Annotated in this window: 22 protein-coding genes; 11 read left to right on the top strand and 11 right to left on the bottom strand. The window is 74.6% G+C overall.

The genetic code is table 11. The features are described from left to right. Positions 1-174: 174 nt before the first annotated feature. Together AB0N76_RS27155 and AB0N76_RS27150 are read right to left on the bottom strand one after the other, a co-directional pair. Positions 175-1182: a BtrH N-terminal domain-containing protein gene (locus AB0N76_RS27155; RefSeq protein ID WP_363561301.1), complete on the bottom strand. Its 1008-nt coding sequence runs from the start codon at positions 1180-1182 to the stop codon at positions 175-177. After that, the gene (locus AB0N76_RS27150; RefSeq protein ID WP_363561299.1) at positions 1179-1988 is read right to left on the bottom strand and encodes a MerR family transcriptional regulator; all 810 of its coding nucleotides are present in this window, start codon (positions 1986-1988) and stop codon (positions 1179-1181) included. The genes AB0N76_RS27155 and AB0N76_RS27150 overlap by 4 nt, the downstream gene beginning before the upstream one ends. Before the next feature lie 95 nt (positions 1989-2083). On the opposite strand from AB0N76_RS27150, the gene AB0N76_RS27145 reads away from it, so the two are divergent. Continuing rightward, a complete protein-coding gene (locus AB0N76_RS27145) occupies positions 2084-2797 on the top strand; it encodes a 2-phosphosulfolactate phosphatase (RefSeq protein WP_363561297.1) in 714 nt (237 codons plus the stop codon). A 75-nt stretch (positions 2798-2872) separates the two neighbouring features. Here the strand turns inward: AB0N76_RS27145 and AB0N76_RS27140 are convergent, their stop codons facing one another. The 3 genes from AB0N76_RS27140 to AB0N76_RS27130 form a co-directional block, all read right to left on the bottom strand. Then, a complete protein-coding gene (locus tag AB0N76_RS27140) occupies positions 2873-5104 on the bottom strand; it encodes an acyltransferase family protein (RefSeq protein ID WP_363561295.1) in 2232 nt (743 codons plus the stop codon). A 230-nt stretch (positions 5105-5334) separates the two neighbouring features. Beyond that, positions 5335-7071: a glycosyltransferase family 2 protein gene (locus AB0N76_RS27135; RefSeq protein ID WP_363561293.1), complete on the bottom strand. Its 1737-nt coding sequence runs from the start codon at positions 7069-7071 to the stop codon at positions 5335-5337. A gap of 188 nt (positions 7072-7259) precedes the next feature. Beyond that, positions 7260-7823: a GNAT family N-acetyltransferase gene (locus AB0N76_RS27130; protein ID WP_363561307.1), complete on the bottom strand. Its 564-nt coding sequence runs from the start codon at positions 7821-7823 to the stop codon at positions 7260-7262. A 357-nt stretch (positions 7824-8180) separates the two neighbouring features. Here AB0N76_RS27130 and aroA point away from each other — a divergent pair, with 357 nt between their 5' ends. The 3 genes from aroA to AB0N76_RS27115 all read left to right on the top strand — a co-directional run bounded on the left by aroA (position 8181) and on the right by AB0N76_RS27115 (position 12832). Continuing rightward, positions 8181-9425: a 3-phosphoshikimate 1-carboxyvinyltransferase gene (gene aroA, locus AB0N76_RS27125; protein WP_363561291.1), complete on the top strand. Its 1245-nt coding sequence runs from the start codon at positions 8181-8183 to the stop codon at positions 9423-9425. Positions 9426-9677: 252 nt separating this feature from the next. After that, positions 9678-10580: a lysozyme gene (locus AB0N76_RS27120; RefSeq protein ID WP_363561289.1), complete on the top strand. Its 903-nt coding sequence runs from the start codon at positions 9678-9680 to the stop codon at positions 10578-10580. Between the two features lie 203 nt (positions 10581-10783). Then, on the top strand, positions 10784-12832 hold the full coding sequence (locus tag AB0N76_RS27115; protein WP_363561287.1) for a hypothetical protein: 2049 nt from the start codon (positions 10784-10786) through the stop codon (positions 12830-12832). Here AB0N76_RS27115 and AB0N76_RS27110 read toward each other — a convergent pair. Further along, on the bottom strand, positions 12807-13433 hold the full coding sequence (locus tag AB0N76_RS27110) for a TetR/AcrR family transcriptional regulator (RefSeq protein WP_363561285.1): 627 nt from the start codon (positions 13431-13433) through the stop codon (positions 12807-12809). The two genes, AB0N76_RS27115 and AB0N76_RS27110, sit on opposite strands and share 26 nt — an antisense overlap. Positions 13434-13607: 174 nt before the next feature. Here AB0N76_RS27110 and AB0N76_RS27105 point away from each other — a divergent pair, with 174 nt between their 5' ends. From AB0N76_RS27105 to AB0N76_RS27095, 3 genes are all read left to right on the top strand, one after another. Continuing rightward, complete coding sequence (locus AB0N76_RS27105; RefSeq protein WP_363561283.1) at positions 13608-14276, top strand: TetR/AcrR family transcriptional regulator; 669 nt, start codon at positions 13608-13610, stop codon at positions 14274-14276. Between the two features lie 75 nt (positions 14277-14351). Next, positions 14352-15002, top strand: a complete 651-nt coding sequence (locus tag AB0N76_RS27100; RefSeq protein WP_363561281.1) for a ScbR family autoregulator-binding transcription factor — start codon at positions 14352-14354, stop codon at positions 15000-15002. A gap of 110 nt (positions 15003-15112) precedes the next feature. After that, entirely contained in the window at positions 15113-15493 is a 381-nt protein-coding gene (locus AB0N76_RS27095) for an ArsR family transcriptional regulator (protein ID WP_363561279.1), read from the top strand. Between the two features lie 58 nt (positions 15494-15551). Here the strand turns inward: AB0N76_RS27095 and AB0N76_RS27090 are convergent, their stop codons facing one another. Next, the gene (locus AB0N76_RS27090) at positions 15552-16748 is read right to left on the bottom strand and encodes an MFS transporter (RefSeq protein WP_363561277.1); all 1197 of its coding nucleotides are present in this window, start codon (positions 16746-16748) and stop codon (positions 15552-15554) included. A gap of 119 nt (positions 16749-16867) precedes the next feature. Between AB0N76_RS27090 and AB0N76_RS27085 the strand changes: the two genes are divergently transcribed. After that, the gene (locus AB0N76_RS27085) at positions 16868-17206 is read left to right on the top strand and encodes a transcriptional regulator (RefSeq protein WP_363561275.1); all 339 of its coding nucleotides are present in this window, start codon (positions 16868-16870) and stop codon (positions 17204-17206) included. A gap of 121 nt (positions 17207-17327) precedes the next feature. Further along, complete coding sequence (locus AB0N76_RS27080; RefSeq protein ID WP_363561273.1) at positions 17328-18185, top strand: class I SAM-dependent methyltransferase; 858 nt, start codon at positions 17328-17330, stop codon at positions 18183-18185. 29 nt (positions 18186-18214) lie between these two features. On the opposite strand, the gene AB0N76_RS27075 is transcribed toward AB0N76_RS27080, so the two are convergent. Further along, positions 18215-18844 carry a TetR/AcrR family transcriptional regulator gene (locus tag AB0N76_RS27075; RefSeq protein WP_363561271.1) on the bottom strand — a complete coding sequence of 210 codons (630 nt, stop codon included), beginning with the start codon at positions 18842-18844 and terminating at the stop codon, positions 18215-18217. Positions 18845-18990: 146 nt separating this feature from the next. Between AB0N76_RS27075 and AB0N76_RS27070 the strand changes: the two genes are divergently transcribed. Then, positions 18991-19749: an SDR family oxidoreductase gene (locus tag AB0N76_RS27070; protein ID WP_363561269.1), complete on the top strand. Its 759-nt coding sequence runs from the start codon at positions 18991-18993 to the stop codon at positions 19747-19749. A 19-nt stretch (positions 19750-19768) separates the two neighbouring features. On the opposite strand, the gene AB0N76_RS27065 is transcribed toward AB0N76_RS27070, so the two are convergent. Continuing rightward, positions 19769-20623 carry an NAD(P)H-binding protein gene (locus AB0N76_RS27065; protein WP_363561267.1) on the bottom strand — a complete coding sequence of 285 codons (855 nt, stop codon included), beginning with the start codon at positions 20621-20623 and terminating at the stop codon, positions 19769-19771. A gap of 111 nt (positions 20624-20734) precedes the next feature. Between AB0N76_RS27065 and AB0N76_RS27060 the strand changes: the two genes are divergently transcribed. After that, a complete protein-coding gene (locus AB0N76_RS27060) occupies positions 20735-21160 on the top strand; it encodes a helix-turn-helix domain-containing protein (RefSeq protein ID WP_363561265.1) in 426 nt (141 codons plus the stop codon). A 20-nt stretch (positions 21161-21180) separates the two neighbouring features. Here AB0N76_RS27060 and AB0N76_RS27055 read toward each other — a convergent pair whose 3' ends face one another. Beyond that, entirely contained in the window at positions 21181-22488 is a 1308-nt protein-coding gene (locus AB0N76_RS27055) for an esterase (RefSeq protein WP_363561263.1), read from the bottom strand. A 150-nt stretch (positions 22489-22638) separates the two neighbouring features. Next, positions 22639-23868: an acyl-CoA dehydrogenase family protein gene (locus AB0N76_RS27050; protein WP_363561261.1), complete on the bottom strand. Its 1230-nt coding sequence runs from the start codon at positions 23866-23868 to the stop codon at positions 22639-22641. Positions 23869-23870 lie beyond the last annotated feature (2 nt).

Raw genomic sequence — 23870 nt, 5'->3', positions numbered from 1 at the left:
CCGCTGCGCCGCCGGGCGCGGTTCCCCCCGCAGGGGCGCTCGCGGCGGGCGCGGGCACGCTCTGCGACCAGGCGGAGCGGTTCGGCCGCTGGGCGGCCGGTTCCGAGCAGGCCCGGCTCTGCCACAGCATCTACGGCTGAGCCTGCTCCCCCGACCGCGTCACCCCGCGCGGGCTCACTCGCCGAGGCGGCTCAGCGCCTGCATCGCCTCGCGCTCGATGCGGGCGAGCTCGCCGAGGACCGAGCCCGCCCGGGCGAGGCACTGCTCGTCGCCCGATTCACCGGCCTTCTCGATCAGGACCGCCACCTCCGTCCACAGGACGGCCGCCTCGGCGTACAGCGCGTGGCCGGCGCGCAGGTGGCCGCTGTCGAGCAGATCGGCGCATTCGGCGAGGAAGTCGCGGTAGAGGTTGCGGAACAGGGCGCCGCCGGTGCCCGCCTTCTCCATCAGCAGGGCGGCCTGCGGCAGGTCCCGCCGCGGGTCGTCGGCGCGCTGCAGCCAGGTGCGCACCAGCTTTCCGGCCTTCTCGATCCCGCGGTGGCCGAGGTTGGCGATCGGCGGGTTCAGGAACGCCTGGGCGCAGGCGGTGATGGCCGGGACGATCCGCTGGTGCGGGACGGTCCGTCCGTGCGGGACGGACGCGTCCCCGGCGGCGGTGAGGGTGAAGGAGCGGTGCCTGGCGGTCATCGGACCGCGCGCGGCCCTGGCCCGGGCGAGGCCGGCCAGGCTGGTGGAGACGGCTCCGCCCTGCTGGTCGGTGTCCACCAGGTACGCGTGGTGGTCGTCGTAGCCGTACATGGCGACGACGTGGCCGCCGAAGTGGACCTTCGAGCCGAAGTAGTCCAGGTAGTAACTGTCGAGCTGGAGCCCGACGGGGTGGCCGGCGTCGATGGCGGCCGTCACGTTGTCCCAGGCCCTGCGCGGGGAGGCGGTCTCCTGGTCGAGGAGCTCCAGTCCGAGCGTGGTGGCCAGGTTCCTGGTCAGTTCGAAGGGCTTGACCCGGCCTCCGAGGAAGGGGAAGTCCATGTTCTTGCCGTCCCAGTAGACGAAGGACAGCCCGGAGCCGAGGCCGAACAGCATGGGCTCGGACAGGTCGAGGCCGAGGTGCCGCAGCAGCACCCCCAGGGCCGTCGTCTCGCAGTGCTGGGTGCCGCGGGCGTCGATGTGTTCCAGCGTGGTCATGCCGTGCTCTCCTCGACGGGGATGATCAGTCGGGTCATCAGTTCTTCCTGTGGTGCTTCCGCCGGTCCGACCAGGTAGGCCTCACGGACGGGGGTCCGCGGACGCAGCCCGCGCTCGTGGACGGCGGCGAAGAGCGCGTTGTAGGCCAGCGGGAGTTGCGCGTAGGGCCCGATGTGCGTGGTCTCGGCGACGGGTCCGCCGGGCAGCACCTCGACTTCCACGCCGGGCGGCGGGACGTCTCCCGTCCGGACCTGCACGCCGATGGCGATCTCCAGCCGCTCCTCCAGGTCCAGCGGGTACAGCCCCCACAGTGGCGGCTCCCACGCGGTTCCCGCCCTGCCGAGCACGGGCAGCAGCCGGCCGACGCACTCCGCGAACGCGGCGCCGATCCCGGCGGGGGCGCAGACCGTCCGCACCACCGCCAGCCGTCGCTCCGGCTCCCGGCCGAACGTCACCTCGTAGCCGGGCAGGCCGCCCTCGGCCAGCCGGTCCAGCAGCTCCAGCCGGGCCTGGTCGCGGCTGATCCGCTCGGCCAGCCGGTCCCGCTCGTCACGCAGGATGCCGGCCCGTTGCTCGGGACCGGCGGCCAGTGCCCGGGCGATCACGGCCAGGGGCAGGTCCATCTCGCGCAGCAGGGCGATGGTCAGGGCGTCCCGCGCCTGTTCGGCCCCGTAGTAGCGGTAGCCGGAGGCGGGGTCGACACGGACGGGGGCCAGCAGCCCCAGGTCGCCGTAGTGCCGCAGCTGCTTCACGCTCAGGCGGCACAGGCGGGCGAAGCGCCCGATGGTGAGGAGTTCGTCGTGCACGGGATCATCGTGGACCCTCCCACGGTGGGAGAGTCCAGCACCGGACCATACCCTCGGCGATCGCCTCGGACCGGGTGTGCGCGATCATGAGCGGCATGGACACACGTTTCGTCGGCATCCCCGAGTTGACCGAAGTCCCCTCCGTGGCGGTCGTGATCGACGTCATGCGCGCTTTCACCGTGGCCGCCTGGGCCTTCGGGCAGGGGGCGGAGCGGATCGTGCTCGCCGAGTCGCTGGACGACGCGCGGGCGCTCAAGGCCCGGCACCCGGACTGGCTGGCGCTCAAGGACGGTCCGGCCGCGCCGGGGTTCGAACTGGTCAACTCGCCGGGGCTGTTGCGGACGGCCGACCTGCGCGGGCGGACCGTGGTGCAGAAGACCACGGCGGGGACGGTCGGCGCGCTCGCCGTCAAGGACGCGTCGCTGGTGCTGTGCGCGAGCTTCGTCGTGGCGGAGGCGACCGCCCGTCTCCTGCGGACGCGCGGGGCCGACGGCGTCACGTTCGTGGTCACCGGCGAGGAGGGGCGGGCCGAGGAGGACCTGGCGTGCGCCCAGTACATCGCCGGAAGGGCCACCGGAGCCGCGCCGGATCCGGCCGGCTTCCTCCGCCGCGCCGCACTGTCGCACGCCGCTACCGAGTTGACGGAGGGCGTCCGGGAAGGGGCTCACCCTGACGACGTCGCGCTCTGCCTCGAACTCGACCGGTTCCCCTTCGCGATGGTGGCGACCGTGGAGGAGTCGCTCCTGACTATTCGTCAGAACATTTTGCCTGGTTCCGAGTTCGATTCTTCCGAGCATGCCTCGGTCTGACGGCGGCCGCCCCGCCCGCCCGGGGGAAAGGCCGGGTGGGCGGGGCGTGGTGAGGCGGCGTGGTGGGGCCGGGGGTCAGCTTGGTGGGGGGCTGAGGAGGGCGTGGTCGATGCGGGGGGCGAGGACGCGGGCCAGGGTGTCGGTGATGTGGCCGGTGTCGCGGTAGAGGATCACGCCCTCCAGGACGGACGGGCAGTCCGGGCCGGTGCCCGGGCAGAGCAGCGGGCCGAGGTCGAGGACGCGGACCCGGTAGCGTTCGGCGAGGCCGCCGTCGATCAGCGGGTCGCGCTCGAAGGCGGACTCGCGCGGGAAGAAGCACGCGTCGGAGCGGCCGTCGGAGCCGGCCAGGCAGGTGGGAATGTCCTTGCCGGGCATCGGGGTGTCGCCGAGGTAGGCGAGCGGGGCGCCGAGGGCGGCGAGGCGGTCCAGGGTGCGGGTCCAGCCCTCGGCGCGTTCCTCCTGGCCGCCGTACCGGTTGAGGCCGGCCATCAGGACCAGGCGCGGCCGGGGGCCGGCGGCGAGCCGGGCGAAGGCGTTCTCGCGCCAGCGGTCGCACTCCTCGAAGGTGCGGCCGAGCACGTTGTTGCGCACGGTCAGGGTGGCCAGCGGGCAGCCCGGCTTGACCAGCACCTCCAGGGCCCAGCGGCGCTGTTCGGCCATCGCGAGGGCGGTGGAGATCCACTGTCCGGCGTGCGAGTCCCCGATCAGGACGATCCGGTCAGGGCTGGTCTCGGTGCCGAACAGGCAGCGCGGGCTGGTTTCGGCGCCGAGCGGGATCTCGCAGCCCTTGCCGGGCGGGAAGTCCTCCCGGGCCCGGGCGAGCGAGGGGGTGAGCGTCAGCACCCGGGTGCCGGGGCCGAACAGGGCGGGGCCGTCGACGGCGCCGGCCGGGGCGACGGTGACCGCGTCGGGGTCGCCGAGCGCGCGGACCGTGCCGCCGCCCAGGGTGAGGCCCGCGATCAGCGGGATGACCAGCGCGCTGGCGCCGACGGCCAGGCCGCGGCGCGGGGCCGGGCTGCTGCCGTACCGCAGCGGCTGTTCGACCAGGCGCAGGGTGAGCCAGGCCGGTACCGCGCTGGCCGCTGTGAGGGCGACCAGGGCGGTCCAGGGCAGGGCGCCGTAGCGGGCCTGGGCGATGGTCAGGACCGGCCAGTGCCACAGGTACCAGGCGTAGGAGAGGCGGCCGGCGGCCCGCAGCGGGCGGACGGCGAGCAGCCGGCCCGCGTCGGCGGCGCCGAACGCGCGGTGCGCGGGGCCGGCCAGCAGGACGGCGGCGGTGCCGAGGACGGGCAGCAGGGCGGCGGTGCCGGGGAACGGCGTGTTGCGGTCGTAGCGGAACACGGCGAGGGCGACCGCCGCCGCGCCGGCCCAGCCGACGGCCCGCAGGGCCCAGCCGGCCGCCTGCGTGCCGGGGCCGCCGCGGGCCAGTCGGGTGGTGAGCGCGGGCGCGGCGAGCGCGACCAGCGCGCCGGCGGCGAACTCCCAGAGCCGGCTGGCGGTGGAGAAGTAGCCGAGCGCGGCGGAGCCGGCCGTCCAGCGGACGCAGAGCAGCAGGGAGACGCCGCCGATGACGAGCGTGGCGGTGGTGATCGCGGCGGTGCGGCGACGGCGGCGGCCGGCCAGGTGGCGGGCGAGGCCGAGCAGCAGGACGCCCCAGAGCAGGTAGAACTGGTTCTCCACGCCGAGCGACCAAAAGTGCTGGAGCGGGCTGGGGTCGCGTTCGGCGGCGAGGTAGTCGGTCTGCTGGCCGACGAACCGCCAGTTGGCGAACTGCCCGGCCGCGGCGATGAGGTCACGGGCGAGGTCGGTGCCGCGCAGCGGGTCGAGCAGGGCGCCGCCGGCGAGTGCGGTGACGACCAGGACGACGGCGGCGGCGGGCAGGATGCGGCGCGCCCGGCGGGCGGCGAAGTCCCACAGGCCGATCGGGCGGGCGAGCAGCAGTCCGGTGATCAGGAAGCCGGAGATGACGAAGAAGATGTCGACGCCGACGTAGCCGCCGGTGAAGGCCGGGACGGCGGCGTGGAAGGCGAGGACGGAGAGCACGGCGATGCCGCGCAGGCCCTCGATGTCGGGGCGGAAGGCCGCCCGGGTGCGGGGTTCGGCCGGGCGCTCGGCCGGTTCGGCGCCCCGGTCGGGTAAGGCGGGCACCAGGGTGCCGGTGGCCGCCGGGACGATGGCGACCCCGGAGGCGGACGCGGAGGAAGGAGAGGAGGAAGAGGAGAGGACGTCCGTCGAGGGCGGCAGGGCCTCGGTCGTCGGGACGAGGGCGCGCGACGGATCGGCGCCGGGTGGTACGGCCGTGGACACGGCGAAGCTCCTTGCAGGGGCTGGCAGCGGTGGTCGGGGGCCGCCGGGCCGATGGGGCGGCCGGGCGGCTGGTCCGCGCCGGTGGGGCGACGCGCAAGGAATGCGGGAGGAGGCTAGGACAGCTGGGGAAGCTGAGGCTGGGAAGCTGGGGAGAACGGCTAGGGAGGAAGGCTAGAGGGGAATCGGCGAAGGGTGCGATGACGAGGACAAGAAGGGGAATTGACGAAACGTCAAAAAATGAGCGGGTCGGCCCAGCCGGACGCCAGCAGGCCGCAGAGGAGCAGCACCGCCGTGACGGCGACCGCTTCGGCCTGGCCGAACCGCAGGTCGGCGGAGCCGTCGGCCGTGCGCGTCGCGGGCCGGGCGAGGTCCTCGACGGTGGCGCCGTTGCCACCGCGCAGCAGCGGCCACAGGGCCCTGATCAGCGGAACCATGGTGTAGGTGGTGAGCGCCAGCAGTCCGGCGAGCGCCCAGAAGGGCTGCCAGCCGTACAGCGCGACGGCGCGGGCCAGGCCGGCCGCGCCGGCGAGGATGACCAGGCCGAGCCAGCCGACGCCGATCCGGGCGACGGTGCGGGCCAGCGCGGTGCCGCCGGAGACGGCGCCGGTGGGCACCCAGTCGGCGCTGCGGCGGCGCAGCGCGTGCGCGATCGCGACCACGTGGCAGAGTCCGCCCAGGAGTTGGACCCGGGTGACCTCGAAGCGCCAGCGGGTGCGGGACATCGCGGGCAGCAGGACGAGCGCGACCCAGATCGGCGGCAGGAACGGCAGCACCTGCCAGGGGGCGATCTCCTCGGGCCGGAAGAACAGCATGATCAGCGCCGGCAGCGGCACGGCGAAGACGTTCACCGCGCTGGTGAGGTAGCCGAGGATGCCGTTCCAGAAGCAGAGCCGGGCCGAGCGGGAGAGCGGGCCGCGCCGGAAGCCGGGGTCACCGACCAGCGCGAGCGAGCCGAGGCACCAGCGGTACTGCTGGCTGATGAAGGCGGGCAGGCCGGTGGGCGACATGCCCTTGGCGAGCAGCGCGGGCACGTACCGGGTGGTCCACCCGGCGCGGGCGAGCGAGAGGCCGGTGTAGAGGTCCTCGCTGTGGTCGATCTCGGCGAAGCCGCCGACGCGTTCGAGGGCGGCGCGCCGGTACAGCGCGTTGGTGCCGCAGCAGACGGTGCCGTCCTGGGCGTCCCGGGAGGGCTGGATCCAGCGGTAGAAGATCTCCTGGGTCGCCCCCGCGGCGCGTTCGAGCCAGGACATGCCGGGGTCGGTGTCGAAGCACTGCGGGCTCTGCACGATGCCGACGTTCGGGTCGTCGAGGTACGGCACGAGGTGGTGCAGGAAGTCCGGGCGCGGGCAGAAGTCGGCGTCGAGGACGGCGATGATGTCGCCGCTGCCCTCGGCCAGGCCGTGGTTGAGGTTGCCGGCCTTCTTGAAGCGGCCCCGGTCGGGGCGGGCGCGGTACTCGAAGCCGTAGGACTCGGCGAGTTCGCGGACCTCGGGCCGGGCGGCGTCGTCGAGGACGATGACGGTGAGTTCGCCGGGCCAGTGGACGGCGGCGGTGTGCCGGTAGGCGTTGTCCAGGACGGCGAGCGGTTCGCCGGCGGTGGGCAGCAGCAGGTCGACGCCCGGGTGACGGGCGGGGCGCCAGGCCCGGACCAGCAGGTCGTGCGAGTCGCGGGTGAAGCGGCGGGAGCGCTGGCCGTCGCCGAGGGAGAGCAGCCAGGTGGCGGCGTTGAGCAGGGTCAGGATCAGGAACGGCCAGAGTAACGGCCGGCTGAGCGCGAACAGGCCGAGCGTCGCGGTGGCGCCGGCGTAGGAGAGGGTGGCGCAGAGCAGCACCCAGCGGCGCTGCGGCCCGAAGTACCAGTAGAGCTCCTGGTCGTCGGGCGGACTGGGCAGCCGGGGCGATCCGTCGCCGGGCCGGCCGACGGGTATTCGGTGGGCGCGGCGCGGATCGCGGTCGGGTGCGGACATGGCATTGCCATGGAGTACGGGCATGCGGAAATGGCCCCCCTGAGCTGGGACGGAACGTGGCCTTTCGCCGATCACCCTCTCACGCTGGCCTAGACCATTCGTTAACGAGATATGACGAGTCCGCATAGTCGCAGGTCAGGAGTTTGACGTTTCGTCAGATTCGTGCACAACCTGACGGCCCGTCACCGCTACCGGACGGTAAGCGCCTTGATCAGCTTCTCGAACCGCAGGTCAGGGCGGAGCGGGACGCCGAAACGCTCGTCGCCGTACGGGAACGGGGAGTAGTCGCCGGTGCGGCTGAAGCCCCGGCGCTCGTACCAGGCGATCAGTTCGGTCCGCTGCTCGATCACCGTCATCTCCAGCTGCGCGGCGCCCCACTCCTCGGCCGCGAAGCGCTCCGCCTCCGCCAGCACGGCCCGTCCGACACCGCCGCCCTGGCGGCCCGGGCGCACCGAGAACATCCCGAAGTAGGCGTGCTCGCCCCGGTGCTCCAGCTGGCAGCAGGCGAGCAGTTCGCCGCCCCGCTCGGCGAGCAGCACCACGCCGTCGGGGTGGGTGACGGCCGTGGTGACGCCCTGGGTGTCGGTGCGCTGGCCCGCCAGCAGGTCGGCCTCGGTGGTCCAGCCGGCCCGGCTGGCGTCGCCCCGGTAGGCGGACTCGACCAGGTCGACCAGGGCGGCCACGTCGGCGGTGGTGGCGGGGCGGAAGTTGAGCCGGTCGGTCGCGGCCTCGGCGGGCTCGGCGGCCTCCACTGCCTCGGCAACCTCGGCAACCTCGGCGGCCGGTCGGGTGGTGCTCTCGGGCACGGTCGTCCTCTTCTCGCGATGGCCCGGACGGTGGCCCGGGCGGGGCGGCGGCCGTTCGGGCCGATCCCTGGCATCGTGCCACAGCCGCCCCGGGCCGTGACCTGCCCGGGACCCCCGGATCCCGGCCCCTCCCGCAGGCCGGCCCGGTCCCCGGCGTCCACCACCCGGACGCCCGCCCGGGCGCCGCACCGCCTCCGGCAGGATGGCCGCAGGACACCCGCGAGCCCGCACCTGCCGCTCGCACCCGCACCGTGCCCCCACACGCCCACCCGCACCCGAACCCGAGCCGCACCCGGAGGCCCCATGACGACCGTCGAGATCCCCGGCTCCAAGTCGGTCACCGCCCGGGCGCTGTTCCTCGCGGCCGCCGCCGACGGCACCACCACCCTGGTCCGCCCGCTGCTCTCCGACGACACCGAGGGCTTCGCCGAAGGCCTGCGGACCCTCGGCTACCGGCTCACCGAGGAACCCGGCCGCTGGCGGATCGAGGGCCGCCCGCAGGGCCCGGCCCACGACGCCGAGGTCTACTGCCGCGACGGAGCGACCACCGCCCGCTTCCTGCCGGTGCTCGCCGCCGCCGGCCGCGGCGCGTTCCGGTTCGACGCCTCCGCCCAGATGCGCCGCCGCCCGCTCGGCCCGCTCACCGAGGCGCTGCGCACGCTCGGCGTCGACCTGACCCACGAGGACGCCGAGGGGCACCACCCGCTGCGGATCGCCGCCGCGGGCGTCCGGGGCGGCGAGCTGACGCTGGACGCGAGCCGCTCCTCGCAGTACCTGACCGCGCTGCTGCTGCTCGGTCCGCTCACCGAGCGCGGCCTGCGGATCACCGTGACCGACCTGGTCTCGGCGCCGTACGTGGAGATCACCATCGCCATGATGCGGGCCTTCGGCGCCACCGTGACCCGGACCGGCCGGGTCTTCGAGGTCGCGCCCGGCGGCTACCGCGCCACCACGTACGCGGTCGAGCCGGACGCCTCGACCGCGAGCTACTTCTTCGCCGCCGCCGCGCTGACCGGCCGCCGGGTGACCGTCCCGGGGCTCGGCCGGGAGGCGCTCCAGGGCGACCTGCGGTTCGTCGACGTGCTGTCCCGGATGGGCGCGCGGGTCGAGGTCGGCGCGGACCGGGTCACCGTCGAGGGCCCCCGGGACGGCGGGCTCGCCGGCCTGACCGTCGACATGCGCGACATCTCCGACACCATGCCGACGCTCGCCGCGATCGCCCCGTACGCGGGCGGCCCGGTGCGGATCGAGAACGTCGCCAACACCCGGATCAAGGAGTGCGACCGGCTGGAGGCCTGCGCCGGGAACCTCCGCCGGCTCGGCGTCGACGTCGCCACCGGGCACGACTGGATCGAGATCCGGCCGGGCACCCCGCGCGGCACCGAACTCGCCTCCCACGGCGACCACCGGATGGTGATGTCCTTCTCGGTGACCGGTCTGCGGGCGCCCGACATCGGCTTCGACGACCCCGGCTGCGTGCGGAAGACCTTCCCCGGGTTCCACGAGGCGTTCGCGCGGCTGCGTGACGATTGGGCGGCGACCGGCTGACGGCGGCGGAACGCCGGGGTGGCGCGGCGCCGACGCGGGTGCGCCGGGCCCGCTCCGGCACGCCCGCCACCTCGGGGTTCCGGCGCGGTGGTGGGGATCTGCCACATGAGGCGGCCGTTCAGGATGGGACCTGGGATCCCTGGTGAAGTGGCACGTACATGGCTACCCTGCTCCAGCCGGGCGTGCCGTCACCGGCGTGCACCGGCTGTCCGCAAATCCACGGGTCGTCAGTACCGGACCAGAGGAGTGTTCATGCCCAGCACTTCCCGCTCCGCCCGCCCCACCCAGGAGTCGAGATCCCGCCGGCTCCCCGCCCTCGCGGCGCTCGCCACCGCCGTCGCCCTGACCGTCGGGATCGGCGCCCCGGCGTACGCGGCCGAGCCCGACCCCGTCTCCTCCTCCCCCTCCGCCGAGGGCTCCCCCGCCCGCCCGTTGCCGCCGCTCCACCCCGAGCGGGACTTCGCCGGCTCCACCGTGGCCGCCCACGAGGGCAGAGCGAGCACGGCCGGGATCGCGGCGCTCGCCGTCACCCAGACGCCCGGGCTCGACGTCGCCAGCTACCAGGGCAACGTCAACTGGTCCTCGGTGGCCGCCAACGGCGCCCGGTTCGCCTACGTCAAGGCCACCGAGGGCACCACGTACACCAACCCGTACTTCGCCCAGCAGTACAACGGCTCCTACAACGCGGGCCTGATCCGCGGCGCGTACCACTTCGCGCTGCCGGACCGCTCCTCCGGCGCCGCCCAGGCGAACTGGTTCGTCGACCACGGCGGCGGCTGGTCGCGCGACGGCAAGACCCTCCCGCCCGCCCTCGACATCGAGTACAACCCCTACGGCGCCACCTGCTTCGGCCTGAGCCAGGCCGCCATGGTGAGCTGGATCCGCTCCTTCAGCGACACCGTGCGCTCGCGCACCGGCCGCTACCCGACGATCTACACCACCACCAACTGGTGGTCGAGCTGCACCGGCAACAACGCCTCCTTCGGCGCCACCAACCCGCTCTGGATAGCGCGTTACGCCTCCGCCGTCGGCACCCTCCCGGCCGGCTGGAGCTACCAGACCTTCTGGCAGTACGCCGACTCCGGCACCTTCCCCGGCGACCAGAACCTCTTCAACGGCGCCTACGACCGCCTCCAGGCCCTCGCCAACGGCTGATCCCGCCCCATGCCCGCCGGTCCGGGCCAAGCAGAAACGTTCCGCTTCGCCCGGACCGGTAGGCCGCCCGACCCGGCCGCACCGAACCCGGGCCAATCGCACCGGTGGCCCACTGAGCGGGCGATGGCGGGTCGCTACGCATACGATCGGAGCCGAACACTGTCAGCAACGAGCCCTGGACCATGACACGAGGGTGAGTCGGGATGCGCAATCCCATCTGCCGAGACCGCATCTCGGGGCACGACCTGGCGCGCCGATTGCTGGCCCCGCCCTCGGGACAGCGGCGGCACGAGGTGCGCGGCCTGCGGGTGACGGGCTCCCTCGACCTCGCCCAGGCGAGGGTCGAGCACCCGGTCGCCCTGATCGACTGCGTCTTCGAGGAGATCGTGCTGACCGAGGCGAGCTTCCCTCAACTCAGCCTGGTCGACTGCCGGGTGGGCACGGCGGAACCCTGGAACGGCGAGCTGAAGGCATGCCACCTCAGCATCACCGGCGGTGACCTCCACCTGGACCGGTTCCAAGGCGTCATCGACCTCGGCGGGGCCCACATCCGGGACGACCTCCATCTCGAAGGCGCGCGGCTCTCGGCCAAGGCCGGGGAGACCCACTCACTGCGGGCGGCGAACCTGCGGATCGGCGGCAACCTCTGCATCGGCAACAGCCAGGACGTGGCCCACGAACGCCCGGCGCCCGGGGACCGGGACGGCGGCCGGTTCGAAGCCGCCGGAACGATCCTCCTGGAGGACGCGCGGATCGACGGATCGGCCTACTTCAACGGCGCGGCGATCGGGCGGGCCGAGGCCGAGCCGCAGTACGCCGTCTCCGGGGACGGCATGGTGGTCGGCGGCTCGTTCTACGGCTCCGGCCTGGAGACACACGGCCAGCTCCGGCTGGTCGGCGCCACCATCGGCGGAGCCTGCGAGTTCCACGGCACCCGGGTCCACCGGAGTGACGCCAATGCCAGGCCGGGCGAGGGCGCCGTCATGCTCGACCGCGCCGACATCGGCGGGAGCCTCTTCTGCGACAACGGCTTCCTCTGCGCCGGAACGTTCCGCGCGGTGGGCCTGAAGGTCAGCGCCTCGGCCGTCTTCAACGGAGCCACGGTCACCGCGGGCGGCAAGTCCGACGGCGCCGCGCTGCAACTCGACCGGGCGGTGATCGGCAGGCTGCTCCTGCGGGAGGGTACGGCGCCGGACGACGAGGTGGCCGCACGGGTGCGGGAGTTCCGCCGCACCCCCGCCGCCGACGGCGCGGCCGACCAGGAGCTGCGGTTCTGGGCCGAGGGCGCGGTCACGCTGACCGGTGCCCAGGTCGGCCAGGACGTCCACCTCGACGTCACCGGCATCGCGGGCACCACCGCCGACCTCGGCGGGACCCCCGGCGGCGCGACCGTGATCGCCGACCTCGCGCGCCTCCAGACCACGGTCCTGCGCCTCTCCGGCGGCACCGGGCGGCGAGCCCCGGAGGGCGCGCTGATCGACCTCACCCAGGCGAAGCTGGTCGTGCTCTGGGACGAGAACGAGGTCTGGCAGAAGGCCGCCGGGACGGCCGGAGGTCTGCACTACGTCCTCAAGGGCCTGCGGTACGAGGCCATCCACACCAGTGGCGTCCCGTTCGGGCTTCGGCAGGAGTGGCTGGCCGAAAGCGCCCGCTACGTTCGCTCGGCGACCCGGCCCGGCCGGGAGCGGGCGAGCTACGTCCGCGGCGCGCCCGCTCCACAGCCCTACGACCAGCTGGCCGCGGCCTACACCGCGGCCGGGCACGATCGCGACGCCCAGAACATCCTCCTGAGGAAGAACCAGGAGATCGAACACCACCGCCGGAGCATCGCACGCGACGCGCCGAACCGCCGGACGAAGCTCCAGCGCATGGCGGCCGGGTTCCTGCCCCGGCTCTGGAACGTCATCCAGAACGTCTTCATCGGATACGGCTACCGCCCCGGCAAAGCGCTGCTCTGGCTGCTCGGGCTCTGGCTGGCCGCCGTCGCGGTCTTCTGCGTCTATCCCCCCGACCCCTACCTTCGGCAGGCCGTGGTCACCGAGGAGACGACGGAGCTGCCCGGGATGAACTGGGTCGAGCACTGCACCTATCCCGCCGATCTGCTCATCCCGCTGGTCGGGTTCGGGGAGAAGGAGCGCTGGCACCCGTCGACGGACGAGACCAACTTCCTGGCCTCGTTCCTCGTCGTCTCCGGGTGGTTCCTCGGCGCGACCGTGCTGGTGAGCGTCACCCGGGTGGTGCGGCGTCAGTGAGGTGCGCGGGCCGCCCGCCACCACCGGTCAAGGCGTCCAGCAGCAGACGCCAGGCCGCCTCGTCCGCGGCCGGGCCCCCGCCGGCCGGGGACTCGAAGGCCACGTGCGGCGCGCCGTACATCACGGCGAGCAGCAGTTGGGCGACCAGTTCGGGTGGGCGGGCGGCCGTCTCGCCCGTGCCCTGGGCGCGCCGGATCAGTCCGGCCAGGCCGCGTTGCACGTCCTCGAAGACGTCCGGCACCGGCGGTGTCAGGTCCGGCGCGTCGGTGGCGAGTCGGAGCGCCGCGCGCAGCCGGACGTCCTCCTTCAGCCGGCACGCCAGGTCGAGCACCAGCGCCTCCAGGACCTCGCCGGCCTCGGCGCCGGGGACGTCCCGGGCCAGCCGCAGCTCGTCCCAGACCTTCCGGGACTGCGTCAGCAGGGCCCCGGCGAGGACCTGCTTGGAGGCGAAGTGCCCGTAGAGGGCGCCTTTCGTCATCCCGGTGCGCTGGGCCACCGCGTCGAGGGTGGCCCGGCTGTAGCCCTGGGCGGAGAACTCCTCGGCGGCGGCGTCCAGCACCTTCTCCCGGGTGCGCCGTGACCGTTCCTGCTGCTTGACCATCCAGGCTCCCTCCCTGGTCGGCAACAAACCTTCCTGAAGGAATGTTGTCAGGAGGAGGCGCCGGTTTCCCGGCCGTTCACCGATCAGGCGGAAACCGATCGGTGACCGGCCGGACACACCGGGTGGTGGCGGGGACCCCCACCACGATCGGCTAACACCTGTAAAGTCGAGACCATGACGAGGGCCCCCAGCTCCCCCGACCACCCCGCCGAGCAGGCCGACCGGGCCGGGGAGGCGGCGCCGCGGCTCCGCAACCGGCGCGGGCAGGGCCTGCTGCTGCGCGAGGAGATCGTCCGGGCGGCGACGGCCCTGATCGTGCGCACCGGCTCCGACCGGGCCGTCACCCTGCGCTCGGTGGCCCGCGAGGTCGGCATCGCGGCCCCCTCGATCTACGCGCACTTCGCCGACCGGGACGCCGTCGTCGAAGCGGTCGTCGCCGAGGCGATCGCCCAGCTGCACGGGACCATCGCCACCGCCGTCGGCGCGCTCGACGACCCGGTCGAGGCGCTGCTCGCGGGCTGCGCCGCCTACGTGGACTTCGGCGTCCGCGAACCCGCCCGCTACCGCGTCCTGTTCGGCTGGTCCCGTCCCGAGCCGGAGGCCCCCGCCGCCGACGCCACCGGCCGCCAGGGGCTCGACGCCTTCCGGATCCTGGTCGACAGCCTCGACGCCTGCGTCCGCGCGGGCCACTCGTCCAGCACCGACCCGTTCGGCGACGCGGTGGCCATCTGGACCGCGCTGCACGGCCAGGTCACCCTCCGCGCCGACCTGCCCGGCTTCCCCTGGCCGCCCACCGACACCGTCGAGCGGACGGTCCGCCGCCTCGGCCACATCAACCCCTGACGCCCCCCGACCGACCGACTCACCGACTCACCGACCCGGCGCCACCTTCGAACCCCACATCCGAGGAGCCCGCGCATGCCCGAACCACAGACCGCCGCCCCGTTCCAGGTGCGTCCGATCGCCACCCGGCGCGGCCCCGACCCCAGACAGGACCGGTCGGCCCGCACCAGACTGCTGGTGCTCACGGCCGCCGCCGAGCTGTTCGCGGCGCGGGGCTTCCGGCACACCTCGATGACGGACGTGGCCGACCGGGTGGGGATGACCAAGGGCGCGGTCTACTTCCACTTCCCGACCAAGGAGGCGCTGGCCGTCGCCGTGGTCGAACGGTACTACGCGCACTGGCCGTTGCTGCTCCAGCAGGCGACCGCCGAGGAGCGCGGGCCGCTGGAGACCACGGCCCGGCTGCTGGCCGGCGCGGCCGCCGCGCTGCGGGACGACGTCGTCGTCCAGGCGGGCGCCCGGCTGCAGCTGGAACGGCCGCGGACGGACGCCGAGTTGCCGACGCCGTACGTGGACCTGACCGAACTGCTGGCCGCGCTGCTGGTCCGCGCCGAGCAGGCGGGCGAACTGCACCGGGAGGTCTCCCCGTATGCGGCGGCCCGGTCGCTGGTGGCCGCGTTCTTCGGCACCCAGCACATCTCGGACGTGCTGCACGAGCGGGCCCACCTGGCCGAACGCTGGTCGGAAACGGCCGAGTTGATGTTCCGGGCGATCCGCGCGGGCTGACCCGGGGCGCCGACCGGACCCCCGGGGCGGCGCCGGACGGCGCCTGCCATACGGTGAGGCCCGGAGCAGCGAGTCCGTCCCCCGCCCACCGGCCCCACCAGGAGACGTCCATGCCCTCGACACCGCGTCAGGCCCCGTCCGTCGTCGTCCTGCCGGAGCCGGCCGGCCTCCCGGAGGCGCTGCCCGAGCCGGCGGCGGACGAGCTGAGGCTGGAGCTCGTGCTCGGCGCGCTGAGCGACCCGCTGCGGCTGACCATCGTCCGCAAGCTGCTGCTGGAGCGGGACCGGTTCGACCACCCCTGCGGCTGGTTCGGCCTCGACCGCCCCAAGTCCTCGCTCACCCACCACTTCAAAGCGCTGCGCCGGGCCGGGGTGATCCGCCAGCGCCAGTACGGGCTGGAGCGGCGCAGTCACGTCCGGATCGACGACCTCGACGCCCGCTTCCCCGGTCTGCTGGCGCTCGTCGCCCAGTGGGGCGCCGTCCCCGCCTGAGCCGAGCGCGTGTGGGGCGGGTCCGCCGGGAGCACCGGCCGGCCCGCCCCACGGACGCCTACCGCGCGGGCTCGGCAGCCGTCGCCGCGCCCGTTTCCCCCGCGCCGGACCGGGCGGGCACGGCGTCCCTGGTGGTCACCCAGGCCGTGGCGGCCGCCGCCAGGGCGAGCACCGTCGCCGCGAGGGGGAACCAGCGCTCGCCGAGCAGCGCGATGGCGGTGCTCCCGGCCGCCCCGCCGGCGGCCATGCCCAGGTAGAGGGCGCTGCTGTTGAGCGAGATCAGCAGCTGCGCGTTGGCCGGGTCGATCGAGGCGAGCCGGTGCGGCAGGGCGACCGAGACCGCCCAGCCGGCCAGCGGCGTGACCACGGCGTAGGCGAGCGCGCCCGGCATCGAGCGGCCCGCCCAGGGCAGCGTAGTGAACGCGACCGCCGCCACCGCGGCCGCGACCAGCAGCACCCGCCGCACGCCGACCCGGTCCACCAGCCGTCCGCCGAGCCAGCTGCCGGCCACCGAGGCCAGGCCGGTGACCAGCAGGATCAGGCTCAGCCGGTCCGCGTGCCCGCCGGTCGCCGGGGCGACCGCGGTGGCCAGGTAGATGTAGACGGACTGGAAGGCGAGGAAGAAGACCAGCGTGGTCGAGGCGGCGCCGAGCACCCGCCGGTCCCGCAGCGGCGTCAGCCGGTCCCGCAGGCCGGGGGTGGCGGTCGGCGTCGGCAGCTCGCGCAGCAGCAGCGCCAGGCCCGCCAGCGCGACCACGCTCAGCACCGTGACCAGCCACATCGTGAGCCGCCAGTCGGAGCGGCCGACCCAGGTGCCGAGCGGCACGCCGAGCGCGGTGGCCACGGTCATGCCGCCCAGCACGGTGGCCAGCGCCCGGCCGCGCCGCTCGGGGGCGACCAGGGTGGTGGCGACCGCGTTGGCGGTCGGGGTGTAGAGCGCGGCGCCGGCGGCGGCCAGCACCCGGGTGGCGAGCAGCAGCCCGTACGAGGGAGCGAGCGCGCTGAGCGCGTTGGCGGCGCCGAACACGGTCAGCGCGGTGAGCAGCAGCCAGCGGCGCGGCCAGCGCGCGGTGAGCGCGGCCAGCGGCGGGGCGAGCAGCGCGTAGCCGAGCGCGAAGACGGTGACCAGCTGGCCGGCGGCGGTGACCGAGACGCCGAGGTCGTCGGCGACCGGGCCGAGGATCCCGGCCGTGACCATCGAGTCGGTGCCGACGGCGAAGGTGCCGAGGGCGAGCAGGAGCAGGCGGACGGGCACGTCGGGGTCCCCCCATTGTTGGACGTTTGGGCAACTGTTTGATACTCGCCAAACAGTACGGATCGGTGGATGATTGTCAAACCATTCCGTTCGCCCGACACCCCAGGAGACCCCCGGCCATGACCGACGAGGAGCGGCTGCCGCAGCCGCCGACCACCGAGATCGACCTGGTCACCGTGCTGCACGCACTCGGCGACCCGGTCCGGATGCGGCTGCTCACCAGCTACGCCGACGGCGCCGAGCACTCCTGCGACCCGCGCCACCTCGGCCTCGACCACCTGCACAAGTCGACCGTCTCGCACCACATGCGAGTGCTCCGCGAGGCCGGCGTCACCACCACCCGGGTCGCCGGGCGCAACCGCTACGTCTCGCTGCGCCGCGCCGACCTCGACGCGCGCTTCCCCGGCCTGCTCGACGCCCTGTTCGCCGCCCGGGGCGTCCCCGCGCCCACCGTCTGAACGGGGAACGCCTGACCGCGCGCCGCCCGTCCGGCCGCACCGGACCGGCGCCGGGCCGGACCGCTCGGTAGCGTGGCCGGGACGGCGACGGCGCGGATCAGCGGAAGGCCGGGCGGGTGCGATGGTCAGTGACGTCCAGGGCGAACTCGATCTCGCCGGGCTTCGGCGCGTCTACGGCACCCCCGGCCACCGGCTCTTCTACCGGCTGGTCTGCCGCAACGCCCGGCACTGGGGCTGGACCGAGCCCGGCCAGTCCAAGTGGCGCTGCTGGCGCGCCCAGCGGCGACTGGAGGCGGTCCTCGGCCGCAAGCTCGCGCTGCCGCCCGGGTCCCGGGTGCTGGACGCCGGCTCCGGGTCCGGCGTGGTGGCCCGCCAGCTCGCCACCCGCTTCGGCCTGCGGGTCACCGGCGTCGACCTGATGGACTTCCACGTCCGCGAGGCCAACCGGCTGAGCGCCCGGGCCGGGCTGGCCGGCCGCACTGCCTTCGCCTGCGGCGACTACCACCGGCTCGACCACCCGGACCGCTCGTTCGACGGCGTCTACTCGATGGAGACGCTCTGCCACGCCTACGACCCGGCCCGCGCGCTGGCCGAGTTCCACCGGGTGCTGCGCCCGGGCGGGCGGCTGGTGGTGCTGGGCCCCGCCCCGCTGCCGAAGGCGGAGCTGCCGGCCGCCCAACAGGCGCTGCTGGAGCCGTACATGGACGCCATGGTGCTGCCGGGCACCCGGCGCTACGACTCCCGGACGATCGGCGGACTGATCACCGGGGCCGGCTTCCGACTGGAGGAGGAGCTCGACGCCACCCGCTACTACCTGCCGACCACCGAGGCGCTGTACGCGTACTTCCGGCTGCCGTACGCGGTGCTGCGGCGGCTCGGGCTGAGCGAGCACTGGCTGGGGCTGCGCTCGACCGTGGAGATGTACGAGGTGCGCCACCACGTCGCCTGGCTGGTGCACACCGCGGTCCGGGACGACTGACCGGCCCTCCGGGGTCCGGGCGGGTCCGGTCAGACCTCGGCGCCCAGCATCCGCAGCACCAACTCCCCGTAGCGGCAGCCCAGTTCCTCGGGCGTCTCGCTGCTGCGGTCGGTGTACCAGCGGGACACGTCGATGCCGAGCGAGGTGACCGCGCGGGCGGCCGTCCGCACCTCGGCGACCTCGAACACCCCGGCCGCCAGCCCCGCCTCGATCAGCGCGCCGACCTCGCGCTCGATGTCCAGCCGGAGCGCCGCGACCACCGCGTAGGCGTCCTCCGGCAGCGCGTGCAGTTCGTAGTTGAGCACCCGGCCGACCGTCCGCGCCCGGGCGTGCCAGGCGGTGAACTCCTCGACCAGGCACCGCATCCGCGCCACCGGGTCGCCCTCGCCGCTGACCGCCGACCGGACCAGGGCGAGCGTGGCGGCGTGCCCGGCCCGGCTGATCTCGGCCAGCAGCGCGGCCTTGGACGGGTAGTGGATGTACAGCGCGGCCGGGCTCATCCCGGCTGCGGTGGCGATGTCCCGGGTGGTGGTGGCGTGGAAGCCGCGCTCGGCGAAGGACTCCACCGCGGCCTGGAGCAGCCGGTACGCCGCCTCCGGGCGGGCGTCGGCGCCGCCGGGCAGGGCGGGCCAGAGTTCGGCGATGGGCGTGCTGGTCATGGCGCCATCCTCGCAGATCGGTCGTACGGACGTTCGGCCCGCGCGGCCCCGGAGGGCTGTTGACAGGGTCCCGCACCGACACCATGCTGAGCAAGCGCTTGGTCAGCCGACCGGACGCGGGACGACCCACGCCGAAAGGACCCTCCGTGGTGCACGATTTCAAGGGCCGGGTGGCCGTCGTCACCGGGTCGAGCCGGGGCATCGGCCTCGGCATCGCCCGCGAGCTGGTCGCCCGCGGGGCCCGGGTCTGCCTCACCGCCCGCACCCCCGAACCGCTCGCCGAGGCGGTCCGCGACCTCGGCGGACCGGAGGTCGCCATCGGCGTCGCCGGGCGCGCCGACGACCCGGAGCACCAGGACGAGGCCGTCGCCCGCACCCTGGAGGCCTTCGGCCGGCTCGACCACCTCGTCAACAACACCGGCATCAACCCGGTCTACGGCCCCGTGCTCGGCACCGACGAGGCCGCCGCCGCCAAGATCCTCGCCGTCAACGTGCTCGCCCCGCTGGCCTGGACCCGCCGCGCCCACGCCGCCTGGATGGGCGAGCACGGCGGCTCGGTGGTCAACGTCGCCTCGGTGGCGGGCCTGCGCTCCTCCCCCGGCATCGGCATGTACGGCGTCTCCAAGGCCGCGCTGATCCGGCTCACCACCGAACTCGGCGCCGAACTGGGCGAGCAGGGCATCCGGGTCAACGCGGTCGCGCCCGCCGTGGTCAAGACCAAGTTCGCCGAGGCGCTGTACGAGGGCCGCGAGGAGCAGGTCGCCGCCGCCTACCCGCTGCGCCGGCTCGGCCTGCCCGAGGACGTCGCGGGCGCCGTCGCCTTCCTGCTCTCCCCGGACGCCGCCTGGATCACCGGCCAGACCCTGGTGGTGGACGGCGGCGTCACCCTCGGCGGCGGCCTCTGAGCCCGCCCGCCCCCCGAGGTCACCAGGCCGCCTCGGGGGCGGCCGCGATGACCTCCAGGGCCGGGCGCGGGGGCCGGCCGAGCAGGGCGGCGAGGTCGCCGGGGCGGCCGGGCCCGGCGAGGAAGCCGTGGGCGACGGCCGAGTAGGTGCCCACCAGCATCGGCACCTGGAACGCCGCCGCCCCCGTGGCCGCGAAGGCCGTCCGGGCCTCGGCCAGCGTGCCCGGGCGGTACGCGACCGGCCGGCCGGTGGTCCGGGTGAGCGCGGCGGCGACCTCCGCGGCGCCCACCGCCTCCTCGCCGACCAGTTCGTAGACCCGGCCCGCGTGCCGCTCGGGCGCCAGCGCCACGTTCGCGGCGACCTCGGCGAGGTCCGCGCGGGCGACCGCCGCGAGCCGGCCGTCGCCGAGCGGGGCGGTGATCACGCCGTCCGCGTCCGGCCTGGCCAGAAAGCCCAGCAGCTCCGCGTAGAGGCCGTTGCGCAGGATCGTCCAGCGCAGGGTGGCCGACGCGCGCAGCCGGCGCTCGGTCCAGCGGTGCGCCGCGGCGTAGCCGAGGTGGTCGCCGTCGCCGGCCAGGCTGGTGTAGACCACGTGCCCGACGCCGGCCCGCTCGGCCGCCTCGATCGCGGCCCGGTGCCGGGCGGTCACCACGTCGTCCTCGCCGTAGCCGGCCGAGATCAGCAGCAGGGTGCGCACCCCCGCGAAGGCCTCGGCGAGCGTCTCCGGCCGGTCGAAGTCCACCGTCCGGGTCGGCACGCCCGGCACCGGGACCCGGTCAGGCGTGCGGCTGCCCGCCACCACCTCGCCCCGCCCGGCCAGCCGCTCCAGCACCAGCGAGCCCAGACCGCCGTTGACACCCGTCACGAGCAGCATCGTTCCTCCAAGAATCCGTCGAGGGTCCGTCCCGGGGCGGTCGGTCCCCGCCGCGCCCGGCCCGCCGACCATCCTGGATAACCTGGGCGTTCGACGTAAGGAGGCACTTCGATGTCAGTGGGGCACACCGCGGTAACCACCCCGGACGCCGACCCCCGCCCGGTGGTCTGGTGCGAGGACGGCGTGGACTGCGGCATCCGCGACCTGCTGTCCCGACTCGGCGACAAGTGGACCGTCCTGGTGGTGGTCGAACTCGCCCAGGGGGTACGGCGGTTCCGCGAGCTCCAGCGCGCCGTCCCGGGGATCTCGCAGCGGATGCTGACCCTCACCGTCCGCCGTCTGGAGCGGGACGGCCTGGTGTCGCGCACCGTCCACCCGACCATCCCGCCGCAGGTGGACTACGAGCTGACGCCGCTCGGCCACAGCCTGACCCACCTGGTCCGGGCGATGGCCGACTGGTCCTACGACCACCACGACGCCATCGTCGACTCGCGGCGGAGCTGGGACGACGCCAACCCGGGGTCCGAGATCCGCTGACCCACCCGCGACGCAACGGCTCACTCGGCGAAGCGCACCTCCGGGAAGCGCGCCGAGGGACCGTCCAGCAGGTGGTCGTCGTGGCCGCGCAGCCAGCGGTCGAGGAAGGAGCCGACGTACGCGCGGGTGGCGAGCACCGCCCGGTCCGGCGCGATCTCGCCGACGTCGCCGCGCACCGCGTCCGCCGACACGGCGCCCTGGCGGGCGAGTTTCGGCAGCAGGGACTGCGCGTCGGTGTACGAGCCGTGCCGGGAGCCGGTCAGCGTGAGGTCGGCCTTCCAGCCGCGGCTGTGCTGCCAGAACGCGGCCCAGCCGGGCTGGGCGTGGTAGTCGCCGGAGTCCTCGCTCTGGCTGCCCATCAGCAGGAACGGGCGGTCCAGGCCGTCCTCGGCGACGCTGCTCAGGTGCACGCCGGTGCCGTCCGGGCCGGGGAAGTGCAGCTGGCCGTCCAGGTTGACGCCGGCCTTGATCCGCGGGTCGTCGTGCATGGTCTGGGCGGCGGTGAAGCCGCCGGCGGAGTGGCCGACCATGCCGATCCGGGTCAGGTCGAGGGAGCGCGCGAGGGCCGCCGGGAGCCGGCCGTCGGTGCGCAGCACGCCGAGCTCGTCGAGGACGAAGCGGGTGTCGGCCACCCGGACGTCCATCGCCTTGCGGAGCAGCGCGCCGATGTCCAGGCCGGGCTGGCCGGCCAGGCCGGGGAGCACCGAGGTGACGGTGCGGCCGTCCGGGAACACCACCTCGGAGGCGTCGGAGGGGTGGTCGACGGTGACCACGACGTAGCCGCGCGAGGCGAGGTCCTCGACCAGGCCGGTGCCCCAGGTGCGGGGGTCGCCGAGCCCGGCGGAGTAGAGCACCACCGGGCGTGGTCCGGCGGCGGGCAGCGCGGGGGCGTCCCGGCGGGCGTGGGTGCGGATCCCGGACCAGTCGGTGCGGCCGGGCTCCACCCGGTAGTTGAAGACGCCGGCGCCGTCCGGGCCGCCGAAGTGCGCGGCCGCGGCCGGCTCCATGTAGCGGGCGCGGTCGTCGCCGTGGGCGGGGCGGGTGGCCGGGTACCAGAGGCTGATCATCAGCTCTCGGGCGCGGCCGGGCTGCCAGGGGTCCGCGCGGCCGGCGTCGACCAGCCGCAGCGCGGTGGTGCCGACCGGGTAGGGGCCGGTGGGCCGCGGCAGTCCGGCCTGGGTCTGCCGTTCGGCGACGGTTTCCACGGCGCCGGCGGGCGCGGCGGTCGCGGGGGCCGCCGTCGCCACCGTGCCCAGGACGACCGCTGCCGCCAGCGCCACCGCGGCCCCCGTCCGTACGCCCCGCCGCCCGTGGATCCGCTCGCCCATGACTCCCCGACTCCCCGTTCTCCGCTGCCCGCCGCCGACCGGCCGGCCCGTACGGCGACAGTACGGGCCGGGGTGGTGCGTGGACGTCATACCGGGGAGCCAACCCGCGGAGTAGTACCCGGGTATGACCCGGACGGCAGGCAGGGTGCGTCAGCGGTAGCGGCGCAGTTCGCGGCGGGCCAGCGAGCGCTTGTGCACCTCGTCCGGGCCGTCGGCCAGCCGGATGGTGCGGTTGTAGGCCCAGAGCTGGGCGAGCGGGGTGTCCTGGCTGACCCCGGCCGCGCCGTGCGCCTGGACGGCCTTGTCCAGGATCCACTCGACGGTGCGCGGGGTGGCGATCTTGATGGCCTGGATCTCGGTGTGCGCGCCGCGGTTGCCGACGGTGTCCATCAGCCAGGCGGTCTTCAGCGCCAGCAGCCTCAACTGCTCGATCCGGACCCGGGATTCGGCGATCCACTCCTGGATCACGCCCTGGTCGGCGAGCGGCCCGCCGAAGGCCACCCGGTCGAGGGTGCGGCGGCACATCAGCTCCAGGGCGCGCTCGGCGCCGCCGATGGCGCGCATGCAGTGGTGGATCCGGCCCGGGCCGAGCCGGGCCTGGGCGATGGCGAAACCGGCGCCCTCCGCGCCGATCAGGTTGCCGACGGGCACCCGGACGTCGATGAAGTCGATCTCGGCGTGGCCGCCGTGGTCGGCGTCGTCGTAGCCGAAGACGGTCATCCCGCGCCGGACGGTGACACCGGGGGTGTCGCGGGGTACCAGGAGCATGCTCTGCTGCCGGTGCGGTTCGGCGTCCGGGTCGGTCTTGCCCATCACGATGAGCAGCCGGCAGTCCGGGTTCATCGCGCCGCTGATGTACCACTTGCGCCCGTTGACCACGTACGCGTCGCCGTCGCGTTCGATCCGGGTGGCGATGTTGCGGGCGTCGGAGGAGGCGACGGCGGGTTCGGTCATCGCGAAGGCGGAGCGGATCTCGGCGTCGAGCAGCGGCGTCAGCCAGCGTTCGCGCTGTTCGGCGGTGCCGAACTCGGCCAGCAGCTCCATGTTCCCGGTGTCGGGGGCGGCGCAGTTGAGGGCGGGCGGGGCGAGTTGGGGGCTGCGGCCGGTGATCTCGGCGAGCGGCGCGTACTGGAGGTTGCTGAGCCCGGCGCCGTGCTCTCCCGGCAGGCTGTGCTTGCCGGGAAAGAAGAGGTTCCAGAGCCCCGACTTCCGCGCCTCGACGCGGAGTTCGGCGATCACCGGCGGCACCGTCCAGGCCGGCCGGGCGGGGTCGGCGAGCTGCGCGGCCAGCACCGGCTCGGCGGGGTACACGTGCCGGTCCATGAACTCCGTGAGCCGCTCGCGGAGTTCCTCGGTCCGGGCGTCGTGGGCGAAGTCCATCG

The sequence above is a fragment of the Kitasatospora sp. NPDC093806 genome (assembly GCF_040683335.1).
Classification (GTDB): domain Bacteria; phylum Actinomycetota; class Actinomycetes; order Streptomycetales; family Streptomycetaceae; genus Kitasatospora.
This window is presented reverse-complemented; position numbering and strand designations above follow the sequence as displayed.